At 61.8% G+C, this 18850-nt stretch carries 17 protein-coding genes; 10 read left to right on the top strand and 7 right to left on the bottom strand.

Going from position 1 to position 18850, the window contains the following annotated elements; translation table 11 throughout:
• Window positions 1-2: 2 nt before the first annotated feature.
• From J6497_RS06140 to J6497_RS06130, 3 genes are read right to left on the bottom strand one after another with little or no spacing between them, the layout of a single operon-like run.
• Window positions 3-2045, bottom strand: a complete 2043-nt coding sequence (locus tag J6497_RS06140) for a hydantoinase/oxoprolinase family protein (protein ID WP_225703350.1) — start codon at window positions 2043-2045, stop codon at window positions 3-5.
• Window positions 2045-3709: a hydantoinase B/oxoprolinase family protein gene (locus J6497_RS06135; RefSeq protein ID WP_225703349.1), complete on the bottom strand. Its 1665-nt coding sequence runs from the start codon at window positions 3707-3709 to the stop codon at window positions 2045-2047. Before J6497_RS06135 ends, J6497_RS06140 begins: the two co-directional genes overlap by 1 nt.
• Before the next feature lie 4 nt (window positions 3710-3713).
• The gene (locus J6497_RS06130) at window positions 3714-4970 is read right to left on the bottom strand and encodes an MFS transporter (RefSeq protein WP_225703348.1); all 1257 of its coding nucleotides are present in this window, start codon (window positions 4968-4970) and stop codon (window positions 3714-3716) included.
• Window positions 4971-5349: 379 nt separating this feature from the next.
• Between J6497_RS06130 and J6497_RS06125 the strand changes: the two genes are divergently transcribed.
• From J6497_RS06125 to J6497_RS06115, 3 genes are all read left to right on the top strand, one after another.
• The gene (locus J6497_RS06125; protein WP_225703347.1) at window positions 5350-6201 is read left to right on the top strand and encodes an MBL fold metallo-hydrolase; all 852 of its coding nucleotides are present in this window, start codon (window positions 5350-5352) and stop codon (window positions 6199-6201) included.
• Between the two features lie 12 nt (window positions 6202-6213).
• A complete protein-coding gene (locus tag J6497_RS06120; RefSeq protein ID WP_225703346.1) occupies window positions 6214-7209 on the top strand; it encodes an alpha/beta hydrolase in 996 nt (331 codons plus the stop codon).
• Between the two features lie 137 nt (window positions 7210-7346).
• Window positions 7347-8312: a hypothetical protein gene (locus J6497_RS06115; protein ID WP_225703345.1), complete on the top strand. Its 966-nt coding sequence runs from the start codon at window positions 7347-7349 to the stop codon at window positions 8310-8312.
• Between the two features lie 96 nt (window positions 8313-8408).
• On the opposite strand, the gene J6497_RS06110 is transcribed toward J6497_RS06115, so the two are convergent.
• The gene (locus J6497_RS06110) at window positions 8409-9332 is read right to left on the bottom strand and encodes a LysR family transcriptional regulator (RefSeq protein ID WP_225703344.1); all 924 of its coding nucleotides are present in this window, start codon (window positions 9330-9332) and stop codon (window positions 8409-8411) included.
• A 250-nt stretch (window positions 9333-9582) separates the two neighbouring features.
• Here J6497_RS06110 and J6497_RS41890 point away from each other — a divergent pair, with 250 nt between their 5' ends.
• The 3 genes from J6497_RS41890 (at window position 9583) to J6497_RS06100 (ending at window position 10804) form a co-directional block, all read left to right on the top strand.
• Window positions 9583-9900 (top strand): gamma-glutamyltransferase, encoded by a 318-nt coding sequence (locus J6497_RS41890; protein WP_512699956.1) that lies wholly within the window; start codon window positions 9583-9585, stop codon window positions 9898-9900.
• Complete coding sequence (locus J6497_RS41885; RefSeq protein ID WP_376708169.1) at window positions 9860-10204, top strand: gamma-glutamyltransferase; 345 nt, start codon at window positions 9860-9862, stop codon at window positions 10202-10204. Before J6497_RS41890 ends, J6497_RS41885 begins: the two co-directional genes overlap by 41 nt.
• Before the next feature lie 135 nt (window positions 10205-10339).
• The gene (locus J6497_RS06100) at window positions 10340-10804 is read left to right on the top strand and encodes a zinc-binding dehydrogenase (RefSeq protein ID WP_249793398.1); all 465 of its coding nucleotides are present in this window, start codon (window positions 10340-10342) and stop codon (window positions 10802-10804) included.
• 24 nt (window positions 10805-10828) lie between these two features.
• Here J6497_RS06100 and J6497_RS06095 read toward each other — a convergent pair whose 3' ends face one another.
• Together J6497_RS06095 and J6497_RS06090 are read right to left on the bottom strand one after the other, a co-directional pair.
• Window positions 10829-11674, bottom strand: a complete 846-nt coding sequence (locus J6497_RS06095; RefSeq protein ID WP_225703342.1) for a CmcJ/NvfI family oxidoreductase — start codon at window positions 11672-11674, stop codon at window positions 10829-10831.
• A gap of 453 nt (window positions 11675-12127) precedes the next feature.
• Complete coding sequence (locus J6497_RS06090) at window positions 12128-12427, bottom strand: HU family DNA-binding protein (protein WP_027579467.1); 300 nt, start codon at window positions 12425-12427, stop codon at window positions 12128-12130.
• A 435-nt stretch (window positions 12428-12862) separates the two neighbouring features.
• On the opposite strand from J6497_RS06090, the gene J6497_RS06085 reads away from it, so the two are divergent.
• From J6497_RS06085 to J6497_RS06070, 4 genes are read left to right on the top strand one after another with little or no spacing between them, the layout of a single operon-like run.
• Window positions 12863-14479 (top strand): ABC transporter substrate-binding protein, encoded by a 1617-nt coding sequence (locus J6497_RS06085; RefSeq protein WP_225703341.1) that lies wholly within the window; start codon window positions 12863-12865, stop codon window positions 14477-14479.
• 24 nt (window positions 14480-14503) lie between these two features.
• Window positions 14504-15481: an ABC transporter permease gene (locus J6497_RS06080; RefSeq protein ID WP_225703340.1), complete on the top strand. Its 978-nt coding sequence runs from the start codon at window positions 14504-14506 to the stop codon at window positions 15479-15481.
• A gap of 1 nt (window position 15482) precedes the next feature.
• Entirely contained in the window at window positions 15483-16313 is an 831-nt protein-coding gene (locus J6497_RS06075; protein ID WP_225703339.1) for an ABC transporter permease, read from the top strand.
• Entirely contained in the window at window positions 16310-17935 is a 1626-nt protein-coding gene (locus J6497_RS06070; protein ID WP_225703338.1) for an ABC transporter ATP-binding protein, read from the top strand. Before J6497_RS06075 ends, J6497_RS06070 begins: the two co-directional genes overlap by 4 nt.
• 160 nt (window positions 17936-18095) lie before the next feature.
• Here the strand turns inward: J6497_RS06070 and J6497_RS06065 are convergent, their stop codons facing one another.
• The gene (locus J6497_RS06065) at window positions 18096-18683 is read right to left on the bottom strand and encodes a phasin family protein (protein ID WP_225703337.1); all 588 of its coding nucleotides are present in this window, start codon (window positions 18681-18683) and stop codon (window positions 18096-18098) included.
• Window positions 18684-18850: the final 167 nt, after the last annotated feature.

The following is an 18850-nucleotide window of genomic DNA, read 5'->3' as shown; positions in this document are numbered from 1 at the left end:
GGTCAGCGCAATGTGATGTCCAGCCATCCCAAGGCGTTGACGGACACGCGGTCGCCGGTGTCGACCAGCACTGTCGTGGTTTCGGCCTCGATGATCGCGGGACCGGTGAGCGACTGGCCGGGACGGAGGTCATCGAGCCCATAAACAGGCACCTCGCGCCATCCGCCAAACCAGGCCTGGCGTCGGCTCCGGGGCGAGCAGGGCTCGGCCGAGATCGCCGCTCGTGCCGCTTCACCGCGCCGTGCCACCTCGCCCACCGCCGCGACGCGGGCGTTGACGAACACGATCTCCTGGCCGGGTGAGGCGTAGGTGTAGAGTTCCTCGTGACGGCGGTGAAAGCGCTGCTCGATCTGGTCGACCACATCATTCGCGTCCAGATCGAGATCACCAAGCGGCACGTCGATCTCGAACACCTGCTCGCCATAGCGCATCTCGGCGGAGCGCTCGATGCTGATCGGACCGTTGAACCAGGAGCGGAGCCGGCCGGTGGCCTGCTCTTCGAGTTGGGAATACAGCTCGCGCACTTCGCCGGCGGAGATCCGCGCACCCGCGCCATAATGCGTGCGGCTGACTTCGTAGCGGAGATCGCTGGTCAGCATTCCCCACGCTGACAACACCGACGCCAGCGTCGGCACGACGATACGCCTGATCTCGAGCTCGCGCGCGACCTCCGCGGCGTGCAGGCCGGCGGCGCCGCCAAAACTGAGCAGCGCAAATTTTCTGGGGTCGACGCCGCGGCGCAGCGTCATCAGGCGGATGCCATCGGCCATCTTCAGGTTGATCATCTTGTAGATGCCGGCTGCGGCCTCCAGCCGCGGCAGTTCGAGCGCCGCCGCCACCTGGTCGATCGCCGCTTCCGAAGCTCTGCGATCCAGCGGACGCTTGCCGCCCATGAAGGCGCTGGCATCGAGATAGCCGAGCACGACGTTGGCATCCGTGACGGTGGCAGCGGTGCCGCCATTGCCGTAACAGGCCGGGCCCGGCACCGAGCCGGCGCTTTCCGGCCCTACCCGCAAGGTGCGGCTGCCATCGACGCTGGCGATCGAGCCGCCGCCCGCCGCGATGCTCGCGATGTCGAGGCTGCGCAGTGCGATGCGCTGGCCGGCCAGCATGCCGTCGGCCGAGAGCGATGCCTGCGCGCCCGAGATCAGCGAGATATCGGTGCTGGTGCCGCCCATGTCGAACGGCACGAGATCTGGAATTCCGAGGAGATCCGCGCAGCGACGGCTGCCGGAAATGCCGCCGGCTGGCCCCGACAGCACGGTGCCCGCGGCAAGCCGCGAGGCTTCCTCGACCGGCGCCATGCCGCCATGCGACAGCACCACGAACAGCGTGCCCCTGAAGCCGGCTTCGGTGAGGCGCTGCTCGAGATTGGTCAGATAGCGCCGCACGATCGGCTCGACATAGGCGTTCACGATCGTGGTCGAGACGCGCTCATATTCCTTGATCTGCGGCAGCACGTCGCTCGAACGCGAGATATCGATCCCGGGCAGTTCGTTCGCAAGCCGCTCGATGGCCGCGAGTTCGTGCGCGGGGTCAAGATAGGAATGCAGGAAGCAGACCGCGACCGAAGTCGCGCCTGAGCTCTTCACCGCTTCTATCGCGCTGCCAAGCGATCCGGCATCGAGCGGGATCGACGCGCTGCCATCCGCCTTCAGCCGCTCGCGCACGCCGAGGCGGCGCTCGCGCGGCACCAGCGGCTCCGGCGGCGGCGTGCGCAAATCGTAACGATCGGGCTTCAAGCCTTCGCGCATCTCGACGACATCGCGGTGACCTTCCGTGGTGAGCAGCGCGACCTTCGCGCCCTTACGCTCCAAGAGTGCGTTGGTTGCAACCGTCGTGCCGTGAACCAGGCGGTCGGCATTCGCCAGCATGTCCGCACGCGTGACGTTCAGGCGGCGCGCCAGCTCTTCCAGTCCGGCCATCACGCCGATCGATTGATCCGATGGCGTGGAAGGCGACTTCGCGAACACCGTCCGTCCCGCTTGATCCGTAGCGACCAGGTCGGTGTAGGTGCCGCCGACGTCAACTCCGATCGTGAACATCAGCTACGCTGCTCCGCGGGGACGTCGACCAGGCCCTGCTCGATGTCGCGCCGGCGCGCCTCGGCCGATCGCTTTGCCGGCGGTCCCCAGCCGCCGCCACCCGAAGAGCGGATTTCCAGGCAATCGCCGGGACGAAGCTCGATACCGACCTCCTTGGTCTTGAGCACACGCGGCTCGTGTCCTTCGGACAGCAGGCGATAGAGATGCGGCTTGCCGTCCTCGCCGCCGAGCATTCCACAAGGACCGTGACGCACGCCTTCTCCGGCGGTGTTGCCCTTTGCGGGCTTTTCGGTTTCCAGCACCATGTCCAAGGAAACGCCGAGGCCACCGCGAAACTGGCCGTCGCCGGCCGAACCCGGGCGGAATTCGTGATGGCGGAAATGCAGGGGAAAGCGCACCTCGGCGACCTCGATGCTCCCGAACTTGAGCCCGCCGACGGTGTGCCACTCACCGATCGACGACCAGCCGTCGCCGCCTGATGAGGCGCCGCCACCGGGGCGGGCCTGAAACATGTGCCAGATGAAGTTGCGTCCGGTGCGAGGATCCTCGCCCTGGATTGCGATCCGGAAGCGGCGACCCCAGCCGGCCATCGCGCGCTCCGGACAGGAGGCCGATAGCGCCTTGATGATCGCCTCGACGATCTCGTTGGAGGGATGGCTGGTGCACAGCGTCACCGGCCGGCCCGGATCGGCCCAAACGATGGTGCCCTGTTTCGCAATCACCTTCAGCGGGCGAAGCGCACCGGTGTTCTTCGGGATGTCGGCATCGATCAGATAGGCAAAGGCCATCGCCACTGCAGCCTGCATATTGGCATGCGAGGAATTGACGAAGCTCGTCGACTGCGGATCGGAATCGGACAGGTCGACTTCGACGTCGCTGCCATTTTTCGTCACCTTGGCCGCGATGCGGATGTCGCTGCGGCCATGGCCGTCATCGTCGAGGAACGCTTCGCCATGGAAGACGCCGTCCTTCCAGGTGGAGACGACTGCGCGGGTCTGCTGCTCGGTGGCATCGAGGATCGCTTCGATTGCGGCCTCCACCACGGGCGCGCCGAATTCGCCGAACAGTCTTGCGACGCGGCGCTCGCCGAGATGGGCGGCGCCCAGCATCGCGGCAAGGTCGCCGCGGAATTCCCTGGGGTTGCGGATGTTGAGGGCCAACAGATCTAGCAGGTCCTCGCGCAGCTTGCCGGCTTCGCAGAGCTTGATCGGAGGGATGCGCAATCCCTCCTGAAATATCTCGGTGGCATCGGGGTTGTAGGCGCCATGGGTGGCGCCGCCGATGTCGCTCTGATGGGCGCGGACAATCGTCCAGAGCAGGCGCTTGCCGCCGTCGAAGACCGGTACGAAGGCGGTGAGATCGGGCAGATGGCTGCCGCCGTCATAGGGATCGTTGAGCAGGATGACGTCGCCTGGCGCGATGTCCTTGAAGCGCTCTTCCACCGCCAGCGTCGCCCAGGGCAACGCGCCGACATGAACCGGGATGTGATCGGCCTGCGCGATCAGCCGCCCGCTTGTGTCGCAGATCGCCAGCGAAAAATCGCGGCTGGAATTGAGGATCTGCGAATAGGAAGTGCGAAGCATGGCTTCGCCCATTTCCCTCACAATGGAACTCAGCCGATGCTGGACGACGGACCGGGTGATGGGATCGATCTTGCCGGACATGCCACTATTTTATCTCCGGCCCCGGCGACGTATAGATCAAAAACACCGCCGTGCCGGCCAGCAGGGCGGCGGCCATGAAGATCATCACGGCCGGTAATCCATCGAGCGCCGCCACCGCGCCGGTTACGGACTGCATCAGCGCCGCGCCAAGGAAGAAAGAGAGATTGATCGCCGAAAGCGCCTTTCCGGCGCTCTGGGCGTCAACGAGCTGCCTTGTCATGCCATAGAGCAGCGGCTGCGCCGAGACGGCAAAGCCGATCAGGACGAACAGGACGAGATCATATTGCGGCGGCATGACGGCGACGCCGAACAGACTAGATACCGGGTAACCCGGAGCTCCCAAGGCCATCAGGAGAAGCAGCAGCGCCGATACGAAATGCGTGGCCGCGACGACAGTGCGCCGGTGACCGAACCTGCGGTCGACCATGCCGATGCAGACCGGGCCTATGATGAGCGCCAGCGTGAACAGGCCGAGTTGGTTGCCGGCTTCAATGCGCGTGAGGCCCTTGATGTCCATCAGCCACGGCCCGCCCCACAATCCCCTCAGCACCAGCGACGCTGCCAGCGAGACCAGTGACAAGGCGACCAGGCCGCGGAGCGGGCGAGACAGGCCAAGGCGCAAGACCTCCATCATCTGGGAAAGCGGCGACGAATCGTCCTTGTGTTGGGCCGGCTGTTTCGGCACCAGCACCAATACCGCGATCGCCACCGCGACCCCGCCAATCGCCGATATCCAAAACCCGGCCCGCCAGCCAAGACGATCGACCACGAGGGCCAATGGGCTCGACGACAACAGCATGCCGATGTTGCCGATCGACAGGATCGCGCCCGACCACAGACCAAACTGCGTCGGCGAAAGCTGTTTCGCGGCCAGCGTCATCGGGCACATCAGCATACCCGATGTTGCTATGCCCAGCACGAGCTGGCCCATGAGGAAGCTTGCCGGCCCGGTTGCAAACGCGGATGCCGTCGCCCCGAAGATGGTTCCAACGAGCAGACTCAGCGAGACCGGGCGAACGCCGAAGCGGTCCATCGCGGCGCCGACTGGAACCTGCGATGCGGCAAACGCGAGATGGTAGATCGAGGTCAGGCTCGCGAGCGTCTGCGGCGGCGTCGCGAAATCGGCGGCCATCAGGTCGAGGCTGATGGCCGGGATCGTCCGCAGCAGGGTCGATAGCATATGGCCGCAAGCCAGGGCCAGGAGAGCAAAAATCAGCGTGCGGGTACTCGATCCCGCATCATTTTTGGCAACGCCGTCCACGAATCTTCTCGTTCTCGAGGAATTTCGGGACGGCGTATCACCAATGGGCCACCAACGCCAATCTCTGCCTAGGTATTAGGCATCCTAGATCATGATCCGATTAGTCGGATCATGATCTCATCTGTTTGTTTGAGCATGATCTCCGCGCAAACGCTTCGCGTTGTCGCGAGGGAAAAGCGGTCTCCACTTTTCCGGATCATGCTCTAAGCGGCTCCTTCGCCAATCGATGTCATTGATGGGACATACGCACGGGATGCGTTTGTTGCGCGGCCCGGTCATCCCCTACGACTTGTGCAGCGGCCCAACGCGAGCCGTCACAGCGTATGGAAGGTCTTCAATGGCAAATCTTGGGCCAGCTTTCGAAATCGGCGATGTGTCCGTGACCAAGGTCGAAGAGCAGTTGCTGCGTACGGTTCCGCCCTCTTTTCTCTACCCTGGCTTGACCTCGGAAGAGTTCGCGATAGCGCAAGCGACGCTCGCAGCCAGCGATGTTGAGCCTCCCCGAGATGCGCTGATCTTGAGCGTGCATACGTGGGTGGTGAAAACGCCGCGCCATCTCATCCTGATAGATACGGCGAGCGGAAACGATAAAGAGCGACCGACGAATCCGCTATTTCATCGCCAAAATCTTCCTTACCTCGAACAACTGAGGCAGGCCGGGGTCTCTCCGGAGGCTGTCGATTTTGTCTTCAATACGCATCTTCACGTCGATCATTCTGGATGGAATACGCGTCTCTCGAACGGGAAATGGGTTCCAACGTTCCCGAACGCGCGGTACGTGTTTCCAATGGCCGAGCGCGACTACTATTCCAGTCCGGCCAGCCACAATGAAGCAAATCTTCCGAGCCTCGGTGTGTACGAGGATAGTGTCTTGCCCGTGGTCGAGGCGGGTCTAGCGGACTTCATAGGTCCCGAAGGCGGAAAATATCTCGACGTTTTTGAATTTATCCCGACCCCGGGACATAGCATCGGACATATGTCCATTGCTCTCGATTCTGGTGGCGCGAGCGCCATCTTCGCTGGCGACGTCATGCACACCGTTCTTCAGGTCGCCCGACCCGAACAAAACACGGTCTATTGCGAGTTCGCCGACGAAGCTCGGAAGTCGCGCCAAAAGATACTCAGCCGCGCCGCAGCCACCCGTGCGCTTTATCTCTCCACTCACTTTCCCGGTTCGTCTGCTGGCTTCGTTACATCGGACGCCGGCGGCTTTACCTGGCGCTACGCTTGAAGGAACATCGGCATGAAATCCTCCGAACGTCCCGACATCGAACAAATCGTCTTCGAAGAGCATCGCATCGAGAGCAACACGGCCGGCATTTCTCTATATCTTCGCAACAAGCATCCGCGGACCATGACAAGCTTCTCCGCGGAGCGGACGATAGTCATGGTCCATGGGGCCACCTATTCGTCCGGCAGCCTCTACGACGTGCGCCTCGGCGGCTTCTCGTTCATGGATTATCTCGCCGCCAAAGGTTACGACGTCTTCGCGGTCGATGTGCGAGGTTATGGTCTGTCTACTCGCCCCAAGACGCTGGAAGAAGATCCGCGCCTGAATCCGCCTTCGGTCGGTACTGACGTCGGCGTATCGGACTTTTCGAGCGCCGTGAATTTCGTTTTGAAGCACCGTGGATTGGAGCGGGTCAACGTATTCGCGATGTCGTGGGGCGGGACCGTGGCTGGCGCCTATGCGGTGGCAAATCCCTCAAAAGTGCGCAAGTTGTCACTTCTCGCGCCGCAGTGGCTGAGCGACAAGCCCATCCCGCTCGATACCGGTGGCGAACTGGTGTGCTACAGGCTGGTCCCTGTCTTCGAGACTCTGCCGCGGTGGTTGGGAACAGCCCCGAAGCACCACGCGGACTCACTCATTCCTGCTGGCTGGTTCGAGCAGTGGGCGCGAGCGACGCTTGCCGAAGATCCGTGGAGCGAAGATCGGGCGCGCGATCGGCTGCGTGCGACCAACGGCCCGATCGAGGATATTCGGAAGTACTGGCGGGCCGGAAAGCCGTACTATGAGCCCTCCGCGATCACTGTGCCGGTTCTGCTGCTTCACGGCGAATGGGACATCGATGTCCCGATCGAACTATCCCTGCAATACTTCCGCGAACTGCGATCTGCGCCCTATCGCCGATGGATCGAGATCGGCGAGGCCACGCACATGGCCCTCCTTGAAAAGAATCGAATGCAGGCGTTCCGCGCGATTACCGATTTCCTGTCCGAGGACTATGAGCCCGAATGATCGCCGAACGGATCGACGATGTCGCGGTCTCGCACGTATGAAACCGATAGATTGCTCCCATCAGGCGACGCCATTTCTCACCGTTTGAAGGGCGCTCTACATGTGGTGCACCGCCAACGGAGTAACGGACTTTCCATATGATCATTCGTTCTATTCTAACCGGTCTCGCCGCATCCGCGATGCTTAGCTGTTCGGCCGCGGCATATGCCGAAACGACTTCGCACCCACCCCAGATCGCCTTCACGGCCAACACGAGCTACCCCGAAACCGCAAGCTGGTCCGCAAGGCAGCAAGCATTTTTTGTTGGTTCGGTCCGTCATGGTACCGTCGGCAGGGTCACGATTGACGGGAAATACGCGCCATTCATCACGGATGAAAAGCTTGTTTCCACGGTGGGGCTTCTGGCCGACGACGCGCACAATACGCTGTGGGTCACCAATTCTGATCCTGGCGCGGGCGACCGCACTCAAGCGTCGACCCAAGGCAAGCTGGCGGGCGTAGCCGCTTACGACGCGACGACCGGCCAGCGCCGCGCCTACTACGATCTGGGAAGTCTCAAGCCTGGATCGCATTTCGCGAACGACTTGGCTTTCGATACCGCAGGAAACGTCTATGTGACAGACAGCTTCTCGCCGTCGATCTTTCGGATCGGCGCCAATGGCAAAGCGTCCATTTTCGCTGAGAATGCGCTGTTCGGTGAGGGGAACGGCTTCAACCTCAATGGAATCGCCTGGCATAAGGACGGATTCCTCATCGTGGGCAGATACAACACCGGCGAGCTGTTCCGGGTAAATGTCGCTGATCCCAAGAAGGTCGAAAAGATCGAACTACCTGAAGTATTGAAGGGCGCCGATGGCTTTCACCTCGTAGATGATCAGCATCTCGTCGTCGTTCAAAACCTTGGCGTGGATCGCACCGTGGAGTTGGTTTCCACCGACGGCTGGAAGTCGGCCAAAGTCGTCCGAGAACTGAAGAGCGAGATGTCCATGCCGAGTTCGGCGACACAAGTCGGCAAGGACGTCTATGTCCTCAACTCGCGCATCGATACGCTTTTCGATCCGAAGGCCGCGAAGGTCAGCGACTTCGTGCTGCAGAAGTTCTGATCGACCTGATGGTGTCGGGCAAAACGCCCGGCACCATCAAGTTTTCTCCTGAAGGAATCCTCCCGCCAATCGAATCCGACATGCCCTGCAGCGGCGTTACGCCTCGCGTTGCCGGCCGGTTGCTTCAAGGACCTGCTTACGTAGCCATCTGTGGGCCGGGTCCGTCCGCATTCTTGGATGCCAGAAGAGGTTCATCGAAAAGCGCGAGAGCGTGAGGGGCGGCGGATGGATCTCAAGCACGTTCTTGAAGCGTCCCAAAAAGCGGCTTGGTAACGTACAAATGCAATCGCTGTTGCTAAGGACAAGCGGTGCCAGAGCGTAGCTCTGGATAGAGATCGACACCGAGCGCTCTCGACCGACTTCGGCAAGTGCTGCATCGATCATGCCTTGGAACTGGCCGCCACTTGTCGAAATCAAGAGATGTTCGAGCAAGCAATATTCGTCGAGGGTAAATGGCTTGTCACCGCGCGGGTGTCCGATGCGTTGGGCGGTCACAAACTCATCGTCGAACAGCGTTGAAGCGATGAGTTCGTTTGAACCGTCTTCGGCCGCGCCGACGAACAGATCGATATCGCCCTGCTCCAGGTGGGTTGTGATTCTGGCCTTGTCAGGCAGCGTGAAAGCAATTTTCACGAAAGGCGCCTTTGCCTTGATCATAGGGATCAAATCGGGCGCGAGAATTGCGGCGGGATTGTCGGTCGCTGCGATCTTGAAGACGCGCTTGCTGCTTTGAGCATCGAAGACATGTGCCGTTTTGATGAAATCATTAATTCGCTCGATGAGCTTCGTTAGCTCTGGCTGAAGGGCGATTGCATGAGGTGTGGGAATCATTCCGCGGCCGGATGCTGCCGGGATGAATAAGGGATCGTTGAGGAGTTGACGGAGCCGGGTCAGTCTAGCGGAAAGCGCCGACTGAGTTATGTGGAGACGTGCTGCTGCGTGCGTTACGTTCTGATCTATTAAGAGCGCGTCAAGGGTCAGAAGCAGACCGGTGTCGAAATCCGTGAACTCGTTCGCCAAACTGTCACTCCATCGGTCGCAAAATGTCCTTTGGTAGGTCACTCAAGTCCACGCATAATTCGTTTCGACCTGAGCGCGCGAATTCGCTCGAAAGGACAGTAATAGGCCAAGGTCCGTTGCTGTTTAAAGTGTGAAACCCGTCTGTTATCTCGGATGCTAACCGCGAGCACGCCAGACCACCCCACCGCCGGGCTACGGGCGCTTCGGGCCGAACGGTGATCCAATTCTAACGAACTCGGGCGACCAATCAATGGAAGGCTACGCCGGCATCGTAGGCGCCAGCGGCGGTGGCGACACAACCTATTTCTGCGCCGCCGATCAGGACGGCAACGCCGTCAGCGGCATCCAAAGCAATTCTGCCGTATTCGGATCCGCCGTAGTCGCTGGACGTACCGGTATAGTCCTCAATAACCGCCTATCCACATTCCATCTTCAGGCGGGTCATGCGAACGAGTTGCTGCCTGGCAAGCGTGCCCGGCATACGATGAACAGTCCGATTCTCGTGAAAAAACGGCCAACTATGGGCGCTGCTCGGCACGCCTGGTGCCGACAACCAGGTTCAGGTTAATGCGCAGCTCGTCGATGCGCTGGTCGACTTCGGATGTGATCCACACACCGCGGTTGAATATCCGAGATGGAGCAGCAATCAGGATGGCCAAGCGGGCGCCTCCGGCAGTGCGAACCCGAGCTTAGTGATCGAGACGAGTTTTGGCTCCGAGGTGCTGACCGAACTCAGCGCCGGAGGGCACGAACTCCAGCTGGTCGCCCCGCTCGGTGGTCCCGGTTCTGCAGAGATCATAAGAATTTCAGATAACGGGCTGCGTATCGCCGGCTCCGACCCGCGACGGGACGGCTGGGCCGCTGCCTTTTGAATTTTGTTATGCCACACGTGAGCCGACGAGTACACGAGGAGACCAAGATGTTTCAGTGTTCCGGTTACGCGGCCGATGGGCCCCAAGCGACCCTTTCTCCGTTTTCGTTTGAGCGGCGCGATCCGGGTCCGAGTGATGGGTGCCCATGTGACCGTGCTGACGACGTCCGCCGGAAAGACGGACGACGCATTCAGGCTCGGGGCTAACGATGTAGTCGTAACGACCGATCCGGCGGCCCTCGTTCCGCTCGCCAACAAGCTTGATCTGGTGATCGACACGATTTCGGCCGACCACGACGTCGCGATGTATCTCGACACATTGGGATTGGACGGCACTTACGTCCACGTCGGTATTCCCGAGAAGCCGCTATCCGTTCCTGCGTTCAGTGTCATCGCACGTCGACGAAATTTCACCGGCGCCCGCATCGGCGGCTTGCCGGAGACGCAGGAGATGCTCGATTTTTGCGCGGAGCACAGCATTGTCGCGGATATCGAATTGATCTCGCCCGATGAAATCAATGCTGCCTATGAGCGCATGGTGAAGAATGACGTCAAATACCGCTTCGTGATCGATATGGCGTCACTCCATCAGCCAGCTTGAGGGCTTGTCACGCTGATCCAGCCGTTAGTGCTTGTGGAACACCAACGTCCGCACTTCGATGCTTTCGCGGGGTTCGGCATCCGGCGGCGTGGTCGGATCGATGAAAGCCGTATGCGGCGCGAAGCGCGTGCGGCCGTCGGTTGCCGAATCGTAGCACTTCAGCAGCAGCGCTTCGTCGGGCGTCATTTCCGGGAAGTAGAACCAGCGGTGGTTCGCATTGTATTTCACGGAATATGTCTCGCCCTGCCGGTTCGGATAGATCAGGTCGGATGCGATCAGATCGCCCGGCTGCAGTGACTGACCGTCGCACATCGCCAGCGGCGCATCGCGCAGCGGGCCGCGGATCGGCCGCCACAAGTTGATCACCTGCACGCGACCTTTGAGGAGTTCGTTGGCCTCCTCGGGCAGATGTTCGAACACGCGGTTGCGGCCGGACAGGTCAGTCTGATCGACGTGGACGCGCGTCGCCGGCTGGCGGGGCGTGCCGTCGCGCACATCAGGGGCGCCCTCGACACGCTTGCGCACGGTATGATCGAAGATGAAGACACGATCCGCCTTCAACGTTGCCTTCAGGAAGGCTTCGACGGCGGGATAGTAGACCCGCCTGATTTCGTTTTCGTCGTAGTAGTTCTTCACCGCGGTCGGATGCTTGACCAGGGCGAAGCCTTCGCGGTCCGGCGAGAATTGATCGGCGATCAGCCGGCCATCGAAGATCGGAACGTTATGGGGTTCGGGCAGCGCCGTCGACTTGGGTTCGCCGGGCGGCGGATCAAAGGCGTAGGTGCGTGGCTTGCCCGCTACCGGGGCGAGATAGTTGAGTTCGGCGGTGACGAAGGGAAGCGACTCGATCTTGGTTTCATGCAGGCCCATGGTGGTCTCCAGGACTCCCAATTGTTCGTTCTGTTTCATTTTGGCCGGGTGAACTGCCCCGGCAAGGGAGCCCACAAAATAGCAACGTTGACATTCCCGCGAGGATGAAACGTGGAAAATCCTTTCGGCGCCCTCGACTCGCCCAGCGGATTATTTCTGCCGATCACGCTTTCGGGAGGTGCGCTCCTCTCCGGCTTATGGCCTTTCAGGGGGAGGGAGTGGGAGTAAGGAGTAAAGCGAGAAGACGTGTGGTGCCCGGTCCTCTTCATCTCGCGCTCATCGTCGCGGGCCACCTGGCCTGCATGGCCTTGCTCGCGACGTTTTCGCTTTGATGGCTTGTTCACGCGAGCGCCGGTTGCCGCGCCCACGTTGCGGAGGGATAGGGAGTCAGGCCTTACGCGAACGCCGGGCGCTTCGTAGCAAAAAGGCCTCCGCTTCCGGAGGCCTCTTGCCTTAGACCGCGTCCTTGGCAGCCTTGACCGGGCGAGCCCGGACGACCTTGCGGGCCGGCTTGGCCTTGAACACCGTCTCTTCGCCGGTGAAAGGGTTGGTGCCCTTGCGCGCCTTGGTCGCGGGCTTCTTGATCACCACGAACTTCGCAAAGCCGGGGACGAGGAACACGCCGTTCTTCTTCAGCTCCTTGTGACCGACGTCCGTGAGGGTATCCATCACGTTCTTGACGTCGCGCTTGGAGAGTTCGGTGGTGGTCGCGATCTTCTCGATCAGTTGCGACTTCGACAATTGGGTAGCCATGGTTGCTCCATTGATTCTGGAAATGGCACGTTATGGCCGAAACCGGCTAAAAAAACAGGGTTTTCAGCATTCTTCACAGCTATATCGCCGCTGATACACCGGAATCATGCGTTTTTCCCGGGTTTTTTGGCTGGTCGAGGCCCTCCGTCGGCTCAGCCAGCCATTCTGCACGCCCGCCAACCGGCCATACGACACCCCGCTCACCCCTATTTTTCCGCTGCAGATTCGCAATCGGTGATTCGCGGGCCGGGTGCGAAAGCCCATTTTGTCCAGCCGCGGCCGAATATAGCGGCGGGCTCAAAGTCCGGAGAATGATCCGTTCGAATTGGGCGGCAATTAAGAAAATGACCCGGGTTCCCCTCGCATCGTAACATCGGCTAAAGACGGGCTGCGGCCGATGCCGCGCGCTGCCTGAGCTACTCCTGGAGACCTTGTATGGATTTGACCCGCCTCGAGATCAACCGACGCACCGCGCTCCTGACGTCGGCCGCCATCGCCGCCAATGTCATCAACCCGATGCGGGCATTTGCGCAGCAGACCCCGCGCAAGGGCGGCGTATTCAACGTCCATTACGGCGCCGAGCAGCGTCAGCTCAATCCGAGCCTGCAGGCCTCGACCGGCGTCTACATCATCGGCGGCAAGATCCAGGAGAACCTGGTCGACCTCGACGCGGACGGCAAGCCGGTCGGCGTGCTCGCCGAGAGCTGGGAAGCCACCCCCGACGGCAAGACGGTCACCTTCAAATTGCGCAAGGGCGTCACCTGGCACGACGGCAAGCCGTTCACCTCTGATGACGTCGCGTTCACCGCGATGAACATGTGGAAGAAGATTCTGAACTACGGTTCGACGCTGCAGCTGTTCCTGACCGCCGTCGACACGCCTGATCCGCAGACCGCGATCTTCCGTTACGAACGGCCGATGCCGCTCAGTCTCCTGCTGCGCGCCCTGCCCGACCTTGGCTACGTCTCCGCCAAGCACCTCTACGAGAATGGCGACATCCGCCAGAACCCGACCAATCTGGCGCCGGTCGGCACCGGCCCGTTCAAGTTCGTCAAATATGAGCGCGGGCAATACATCATCGCCGACCGCAACCCCGACTACTGGCGCACGAACGCGCCCTATCTCGACCGCATCGTCTGGAAGGTGATTACCGACCGAGCCGCCGCAGCAGCACAGATGGAAGCCGGCGAGTTGCACTACAGCCCGTTCTCGGGACTGACGATCTCGGATATGGCACGGCTCGGCAAGGACAAGCGCTTTGTCGTCTCCACCAAGGGCAATGAGGGCAACGCCCGCACCAATACGATCGAGTTCAACTTCCGCCGCAAGGAGCTTTCCGACATCCGCGTCTGTCGCGCGATCGCGCATGCGATCAACGTGCCGTTCTTCATCGATAACTTCCTTGGCGACTTCGCCAAGCTCGGCACCGGCCCGATCCCTTCGACCTCGATCGACTTCTATCCCGGCGCCAACACGCCGCAATACCCTTATGACAAGGCCAAGGCGATCGCACTGCTCGACGAGGCCGGCTACAAGCCGGGCGCCGGCGGCACGCGCTTCTCGCTCCGCCTGCTGCCCGCGCCCTGGGGCGAGGACATTTCGCTGTGGTCGACCTTCGTCCAGCAGTCGCTGCAGGAAATCGGCATTCCCGTCGAGATCGTGCGCAATGACGGCGGCGGGTTCTTGAAGCAGGTCTACGACGAGCACGCCTTCGATCTTGCCACCGGCTGGCACCAGTACCGCAACGATCCCGCGGTCTCGACCACGGTCTGGTATCGTTCCGGCCAGCCCAAGGGCGCGCCCTGGACCAACCAATGGGGCTGGGAGGACAAGACGGTCGACAAGACCATCGACGATGCCGCCACCGAGGTCGATCCGGTCAAGCGCAAGGCGCTCTATGCCGAGTTCGTCAAGGAAGTGAATACGGAACTGCCGGTCTGGATGCCGATCGAGCAGATCTTCGTCACCGTCATCACGGCGAAAGCCCGCAACCACTCAAACACGCCCCGCTGGGGCTCGACGAGCTGGTACGATCTTTGGCTTTCCGCCTGACCCCATATCCGTCAAGATGAAAGCATGCGCATCTTGAGCCTTGCGGGGCGGCGGCTCGCCGCCTCGATCCCGACCCTGTTCCTGATTTTGATCGGCGTCTTCCTGCTGCTGCAGATGGCGCCGGGCGACACCGTCGACGCGCTGATGGCGCAAATGGGCGGCGGCGACGCCGCGACCGCGCGCGAGCTCCGCAAATTCTACGGGCTCGACCTGTCGATCCCGGCGCAGCTCGCCAATTACCTCTGGCACCTGGTGCGGCTCGATCTCGGATTCTCCTCGATCTACGGCAAACCCGTCGCCTCGGTGATCCTGGAGCGGCTGCCGCCGACGATCCTTTTGATGACAGCCTCCCTCTCGTTTGCATTCTTCTTCGGGCTCGTGTTCGGCGTGATCGCGGCGCGCGGCGTCAATCGCTGGCCGGATACGCTGATCTCGACGCTGGGGCTGATCTTCTATGCGACGCCGTCGTTCTGGTTCGGCCTGATGGCGATCGTGGTATTCTCGGTCTATCTGCAATGGCTGCCGCCCGGCGGTTTCGAGGACATCGGCACCGTGCAGACCGGCATCTGGCGCGTGCTCGATATCGCCAGCCATCTCGTGCTGCCGACGCTGACGCTAGGGCTGATCTTCCTTGCCATCTACCTGCGGATCATGCGCGCCTCGATGCTGGAGGTGCTCAATCTCGATTTCGTCCGCACTGCCCGCGCCAAGGGCTTGGACGAGACCCACGTCGTGACCCGCCATGTGCTGCGCAATGCGCTGCTGCCGATGGTGACGCTGATCGGGCTGCAGGCGGGCACCATGCTCGGCGGCTCGGTGGTGGTCGAAAGCGTGTTCTCGCTGCCGGGCCTCGGGCGGCTGGCTTACGAGTCCGTGGTGCAGCGCGACCTCAACACGCTGCTCGGCATCGTCTTTGTCTCGGCCCTGCTCGTGATCGTCGTCAATTTCGTAACCGATCTCCTCTATGCGCGGCTTGATCCGCGCATCTCGGCGGATAGCTGACATGGATGCGCTGAAACGCTATTTCCGCAGCCCCGCCGCGGTGATCGGCCTGATCCTGCTGCTCATCGTGATCGCGATGGCGATCAGCGCCGGCTGGCTCTATCCGCGCGATCCACTGTCACTCGCGGGCCGCCCGCTGATCTGGCCGTTCGCCAGTCCGCGTTTCCTGCTCGGCACCGACAATTCCGGGCGCGACATCGCCGCCCAGATCTTCTACGGCGCGCGGATTTCGCTTCTGATCGGCGGCGTCGCGACCGCGATCGCGATCCTGATCGGGATCCTGGTCGGCGCCTTCGCCGGCTATTACGGCGGCTGGGTCGATAACATTCTGATGCGGATCACGGACGCGTTCCAGACCTTACCGAATTTCGTGCTGCTGCTGGTGCTGGTCGCGGTGTTCGGCTCGACGCTCACCACGGTCACCATCGCGGTCGGCATCGTATCCTGGCCGGCGCCAGCGCGACTGACCCGCGCCGAGTTCCTCTCGTTGCGCAACCGCGAATTCGTTCAGGCCGGCAGGACGCTGGGGATGCGGGACGTCAAGATCATCCTCGGCGAGATCCTGCCGAACGCGCTGCCGCCGGTCATCGTCTATGCCAGCGTGGTGATGGCGGTCGCAATCCTGCTGGAGAGCGCGCTTGCGTTCCTCAGGCTATCGGATCCTAATGTCGCCTCCTGGGGCAATCTGATCGGGCTTGGCCGCGACGTGCTGCGGGTGCAGTGGTACGTCTCGGCGATCCCCGGGATCGCCATTCTAGCCACAGTGCTCGCGGTATCGCTGGTCGGCCAGGGGCTGAATGATGCGCTCAATCCGAGGCTGAAGAGCCGATGAGCGACGCCATCCTTTCGCTCGAGCACTTGAGCGTGCGCCTGCCCGAGGGCGCCGACCGGCCCTATGCGCTGTCGGACGTTTCGCTTTCTATCGCCTCGAACGAGATCCTTTGCGTGGTCGGCGAATCCGGTTCCGGCAAGTCGATGATGGCGAATGCGATCATGCGGCTGTTGCCGAACGAGGTCAGGATCGAACATGGCCGGATGCTGTTTGAAGACCGCGATCTCTGCGCCGCCGACGTCGCCGAGATGCGCGAGGTGCGCGGCGCCGGCATCGCCATGATCTTCCAGGAGCCGATGACCGCACTCAATCCGCTCCGCACCATCGGCGACCAGATCGGCGAGATGTTCTCGATCCACACGGAACTGTCGAACGCCGAGATCAACGCACGCGTGCTGGCGCTGCTCGCCGACGTCCGCATTCCCGATCCGAAACTGGCCGCGAAAGCCTATCCGCACGAGCTCTCCGGTGGCCAGCGCCAGCGCGCCATGATCGCGATGGCGCTGGCGCTCGATCCAAAACTCCTGATCGCGGATGAGCCGACCACGGCGCTCGACGTCACCACCCAGGCGCAGATATTGAAGCTGATCCGCGACCTGCAGCAGCGCAAGCAGACCGCAGTGCTGTTCATCACCCATGATTTCGGCGTCGTGGCCGAGATCGCCGATCGCGTCGTGGTGATGCAACACGGCAGGATCGTCGAACAGGGGACGGCGGGCGAGGTGCTGAACCAGCCGACGCACCCCTACACCAAGCAGCTCATTGCCGCTGTACCACCGCTGAAAGCACCGCCGCCGCGGCCGCTGTCGAGCCAGAACATCCTCACGATTTCGAACGTGTCAAAGACCTATCGCACCGGCGGCTTCCTGGGACGCGGCGCGCGAATAACGGCCGCGGTCAGGGACGCCTCTCTTGAGCTGCCCAAGGGAGCGACGCTTGGCATCGTCGGCGAATCCGGCTCGGGCAAGTCGACCTTGGCCCGCTGCATCGTGCGCCTGATCGATCCCGATACTGGATCGATCGTGCTCAATGGCAAGGACTGGGCAAAACTGTCGCGCGAGGAGGTTCGTCGCGAGACCCGGCATATCCAAATGGTGTTTCAGGATCCGTTTGCCTCGCTCAACCCGCGCCGCAAGGCAGCCGAGCTGGTCGCGCAAGGACCGATCGTCCACGGCACGCCGCGCGCCACGGCGATTGCCGAAGCCAGGAAACTGTTCGAGTTGGTCGGGCTTGATCCATCCGCCGGCGACCGCTACCCGCACGAATTCTCCGGCGGCCAGCGCCAGCGCATTGGGCTCGCGCGCGCATTGGCGCTCAAGCCCGAGGTGCTGGTCGCGGATGAGCCGGTCTCTGCGCTCGACGTTTCCGTGCAGGCGCAGGTGCTGAAACTGCTGGCCGATCTGCGCCAGCGGCTCGGCCTCTCCATCATCTTCATCACCCATGACCTGCGGGTTGCAGCGCAGATCTGCGACCTCGTCGCTGTCATGAAGGATGGTGCGGTGGTCGAGCATGGAGTGGCCGCCGAGGTGTTCGGCAATCCACAGCATCCCTATACGCCGGCGCTGCTGGATTCGATTCCCGGCGGCGAGTTTGCGCGGGAGCACGAAACAGTGAGCATGTAGCCAGGCGCGCGCTGCAGCCGAGGATTTCGGCGGCATAGACGGCCCTCGCGCTCGCCGACTCAACAGCGCCGCGTTCTTTATAGCTGGCAGCAATCCAGATAGCGCGGCTAAGGGGATCAGCCGCTCTCGTCCGTGACTGCCACAGCGGCGGAAAGTCCGACTAGGCGGCGCGCCGTTCGATAGTCTGAGCCATGCGCTTTGCGGTATCGTCCGCCGCCTTGAGCGACATGTCGGCCATTCGTCGGCCGCTTTCCACGGCATTCTCCATGGTTTCCCGCACAAAGTCACTTTGGACGGCGACAACATCCTGAGGAGTTCGGCAGCGCCACAATTCGTTCATGTGGCTCATACTACTCTCGATTTGGTGCCGGACGAACGCGAGGTACTCTTGGGACATTCCACTCATCCCTTTGGCGATTGCGGTGGTGGAATGAAAGACGCTGGAAGTGCTGTGAGCCGACCTTTCAGCTGCACGCTGCGCTTCCTCCGATAGTCCCAGTACATGGCCAAGTTCATCGGTAGAGCGCCCCATGGCTGCTGTCGTCATGTCCAGGCCGAACCGCAGGGCGCTCTGTACCGCCTCGGCATTTTGCCGTAGCAGATCGGTGCTGGCCCGAGCCATCTCTTGACTGGCCTCAGCGGCGTTTTCTCCGATCCGTCTGGTCTGCTCAGCAGTTTTCTCGCTGACGCGCCGGACTGCATCTTCGGCGGCTTGAGTGGACTTATCCTCGTGGCGCGGATTTGCCATCTTTGTTGCCTCCTCGTTATTGATTGTAGTTGGATGGTCGCAGTCGGGATTCCCGTGCGATTTGCTCGCTGAACGAAGGTGGAATCCTTCGCAACCAAACGCGGTGACTCTAGAACCGTTCCGGCATTTTCTTGAGCTTTCGGGATACTCTGCAGGCGCCGGATCCA

This window comes from Bradyrhizobium cenepequi (assembly GCF_020329485.1).
GTDB lineage: Bacteria > Pseudomonadota > Alphaproteobacteria > Rhizobiales > Xanthobacteraceae > Bradyrhizobium > Bradyrhizobium cenepequi.
The sequence above is the reverse complement of the archived record's forward strand: the minus strand, read 5'-3'. Positions and strand labels throughout refer to the sequence as shown.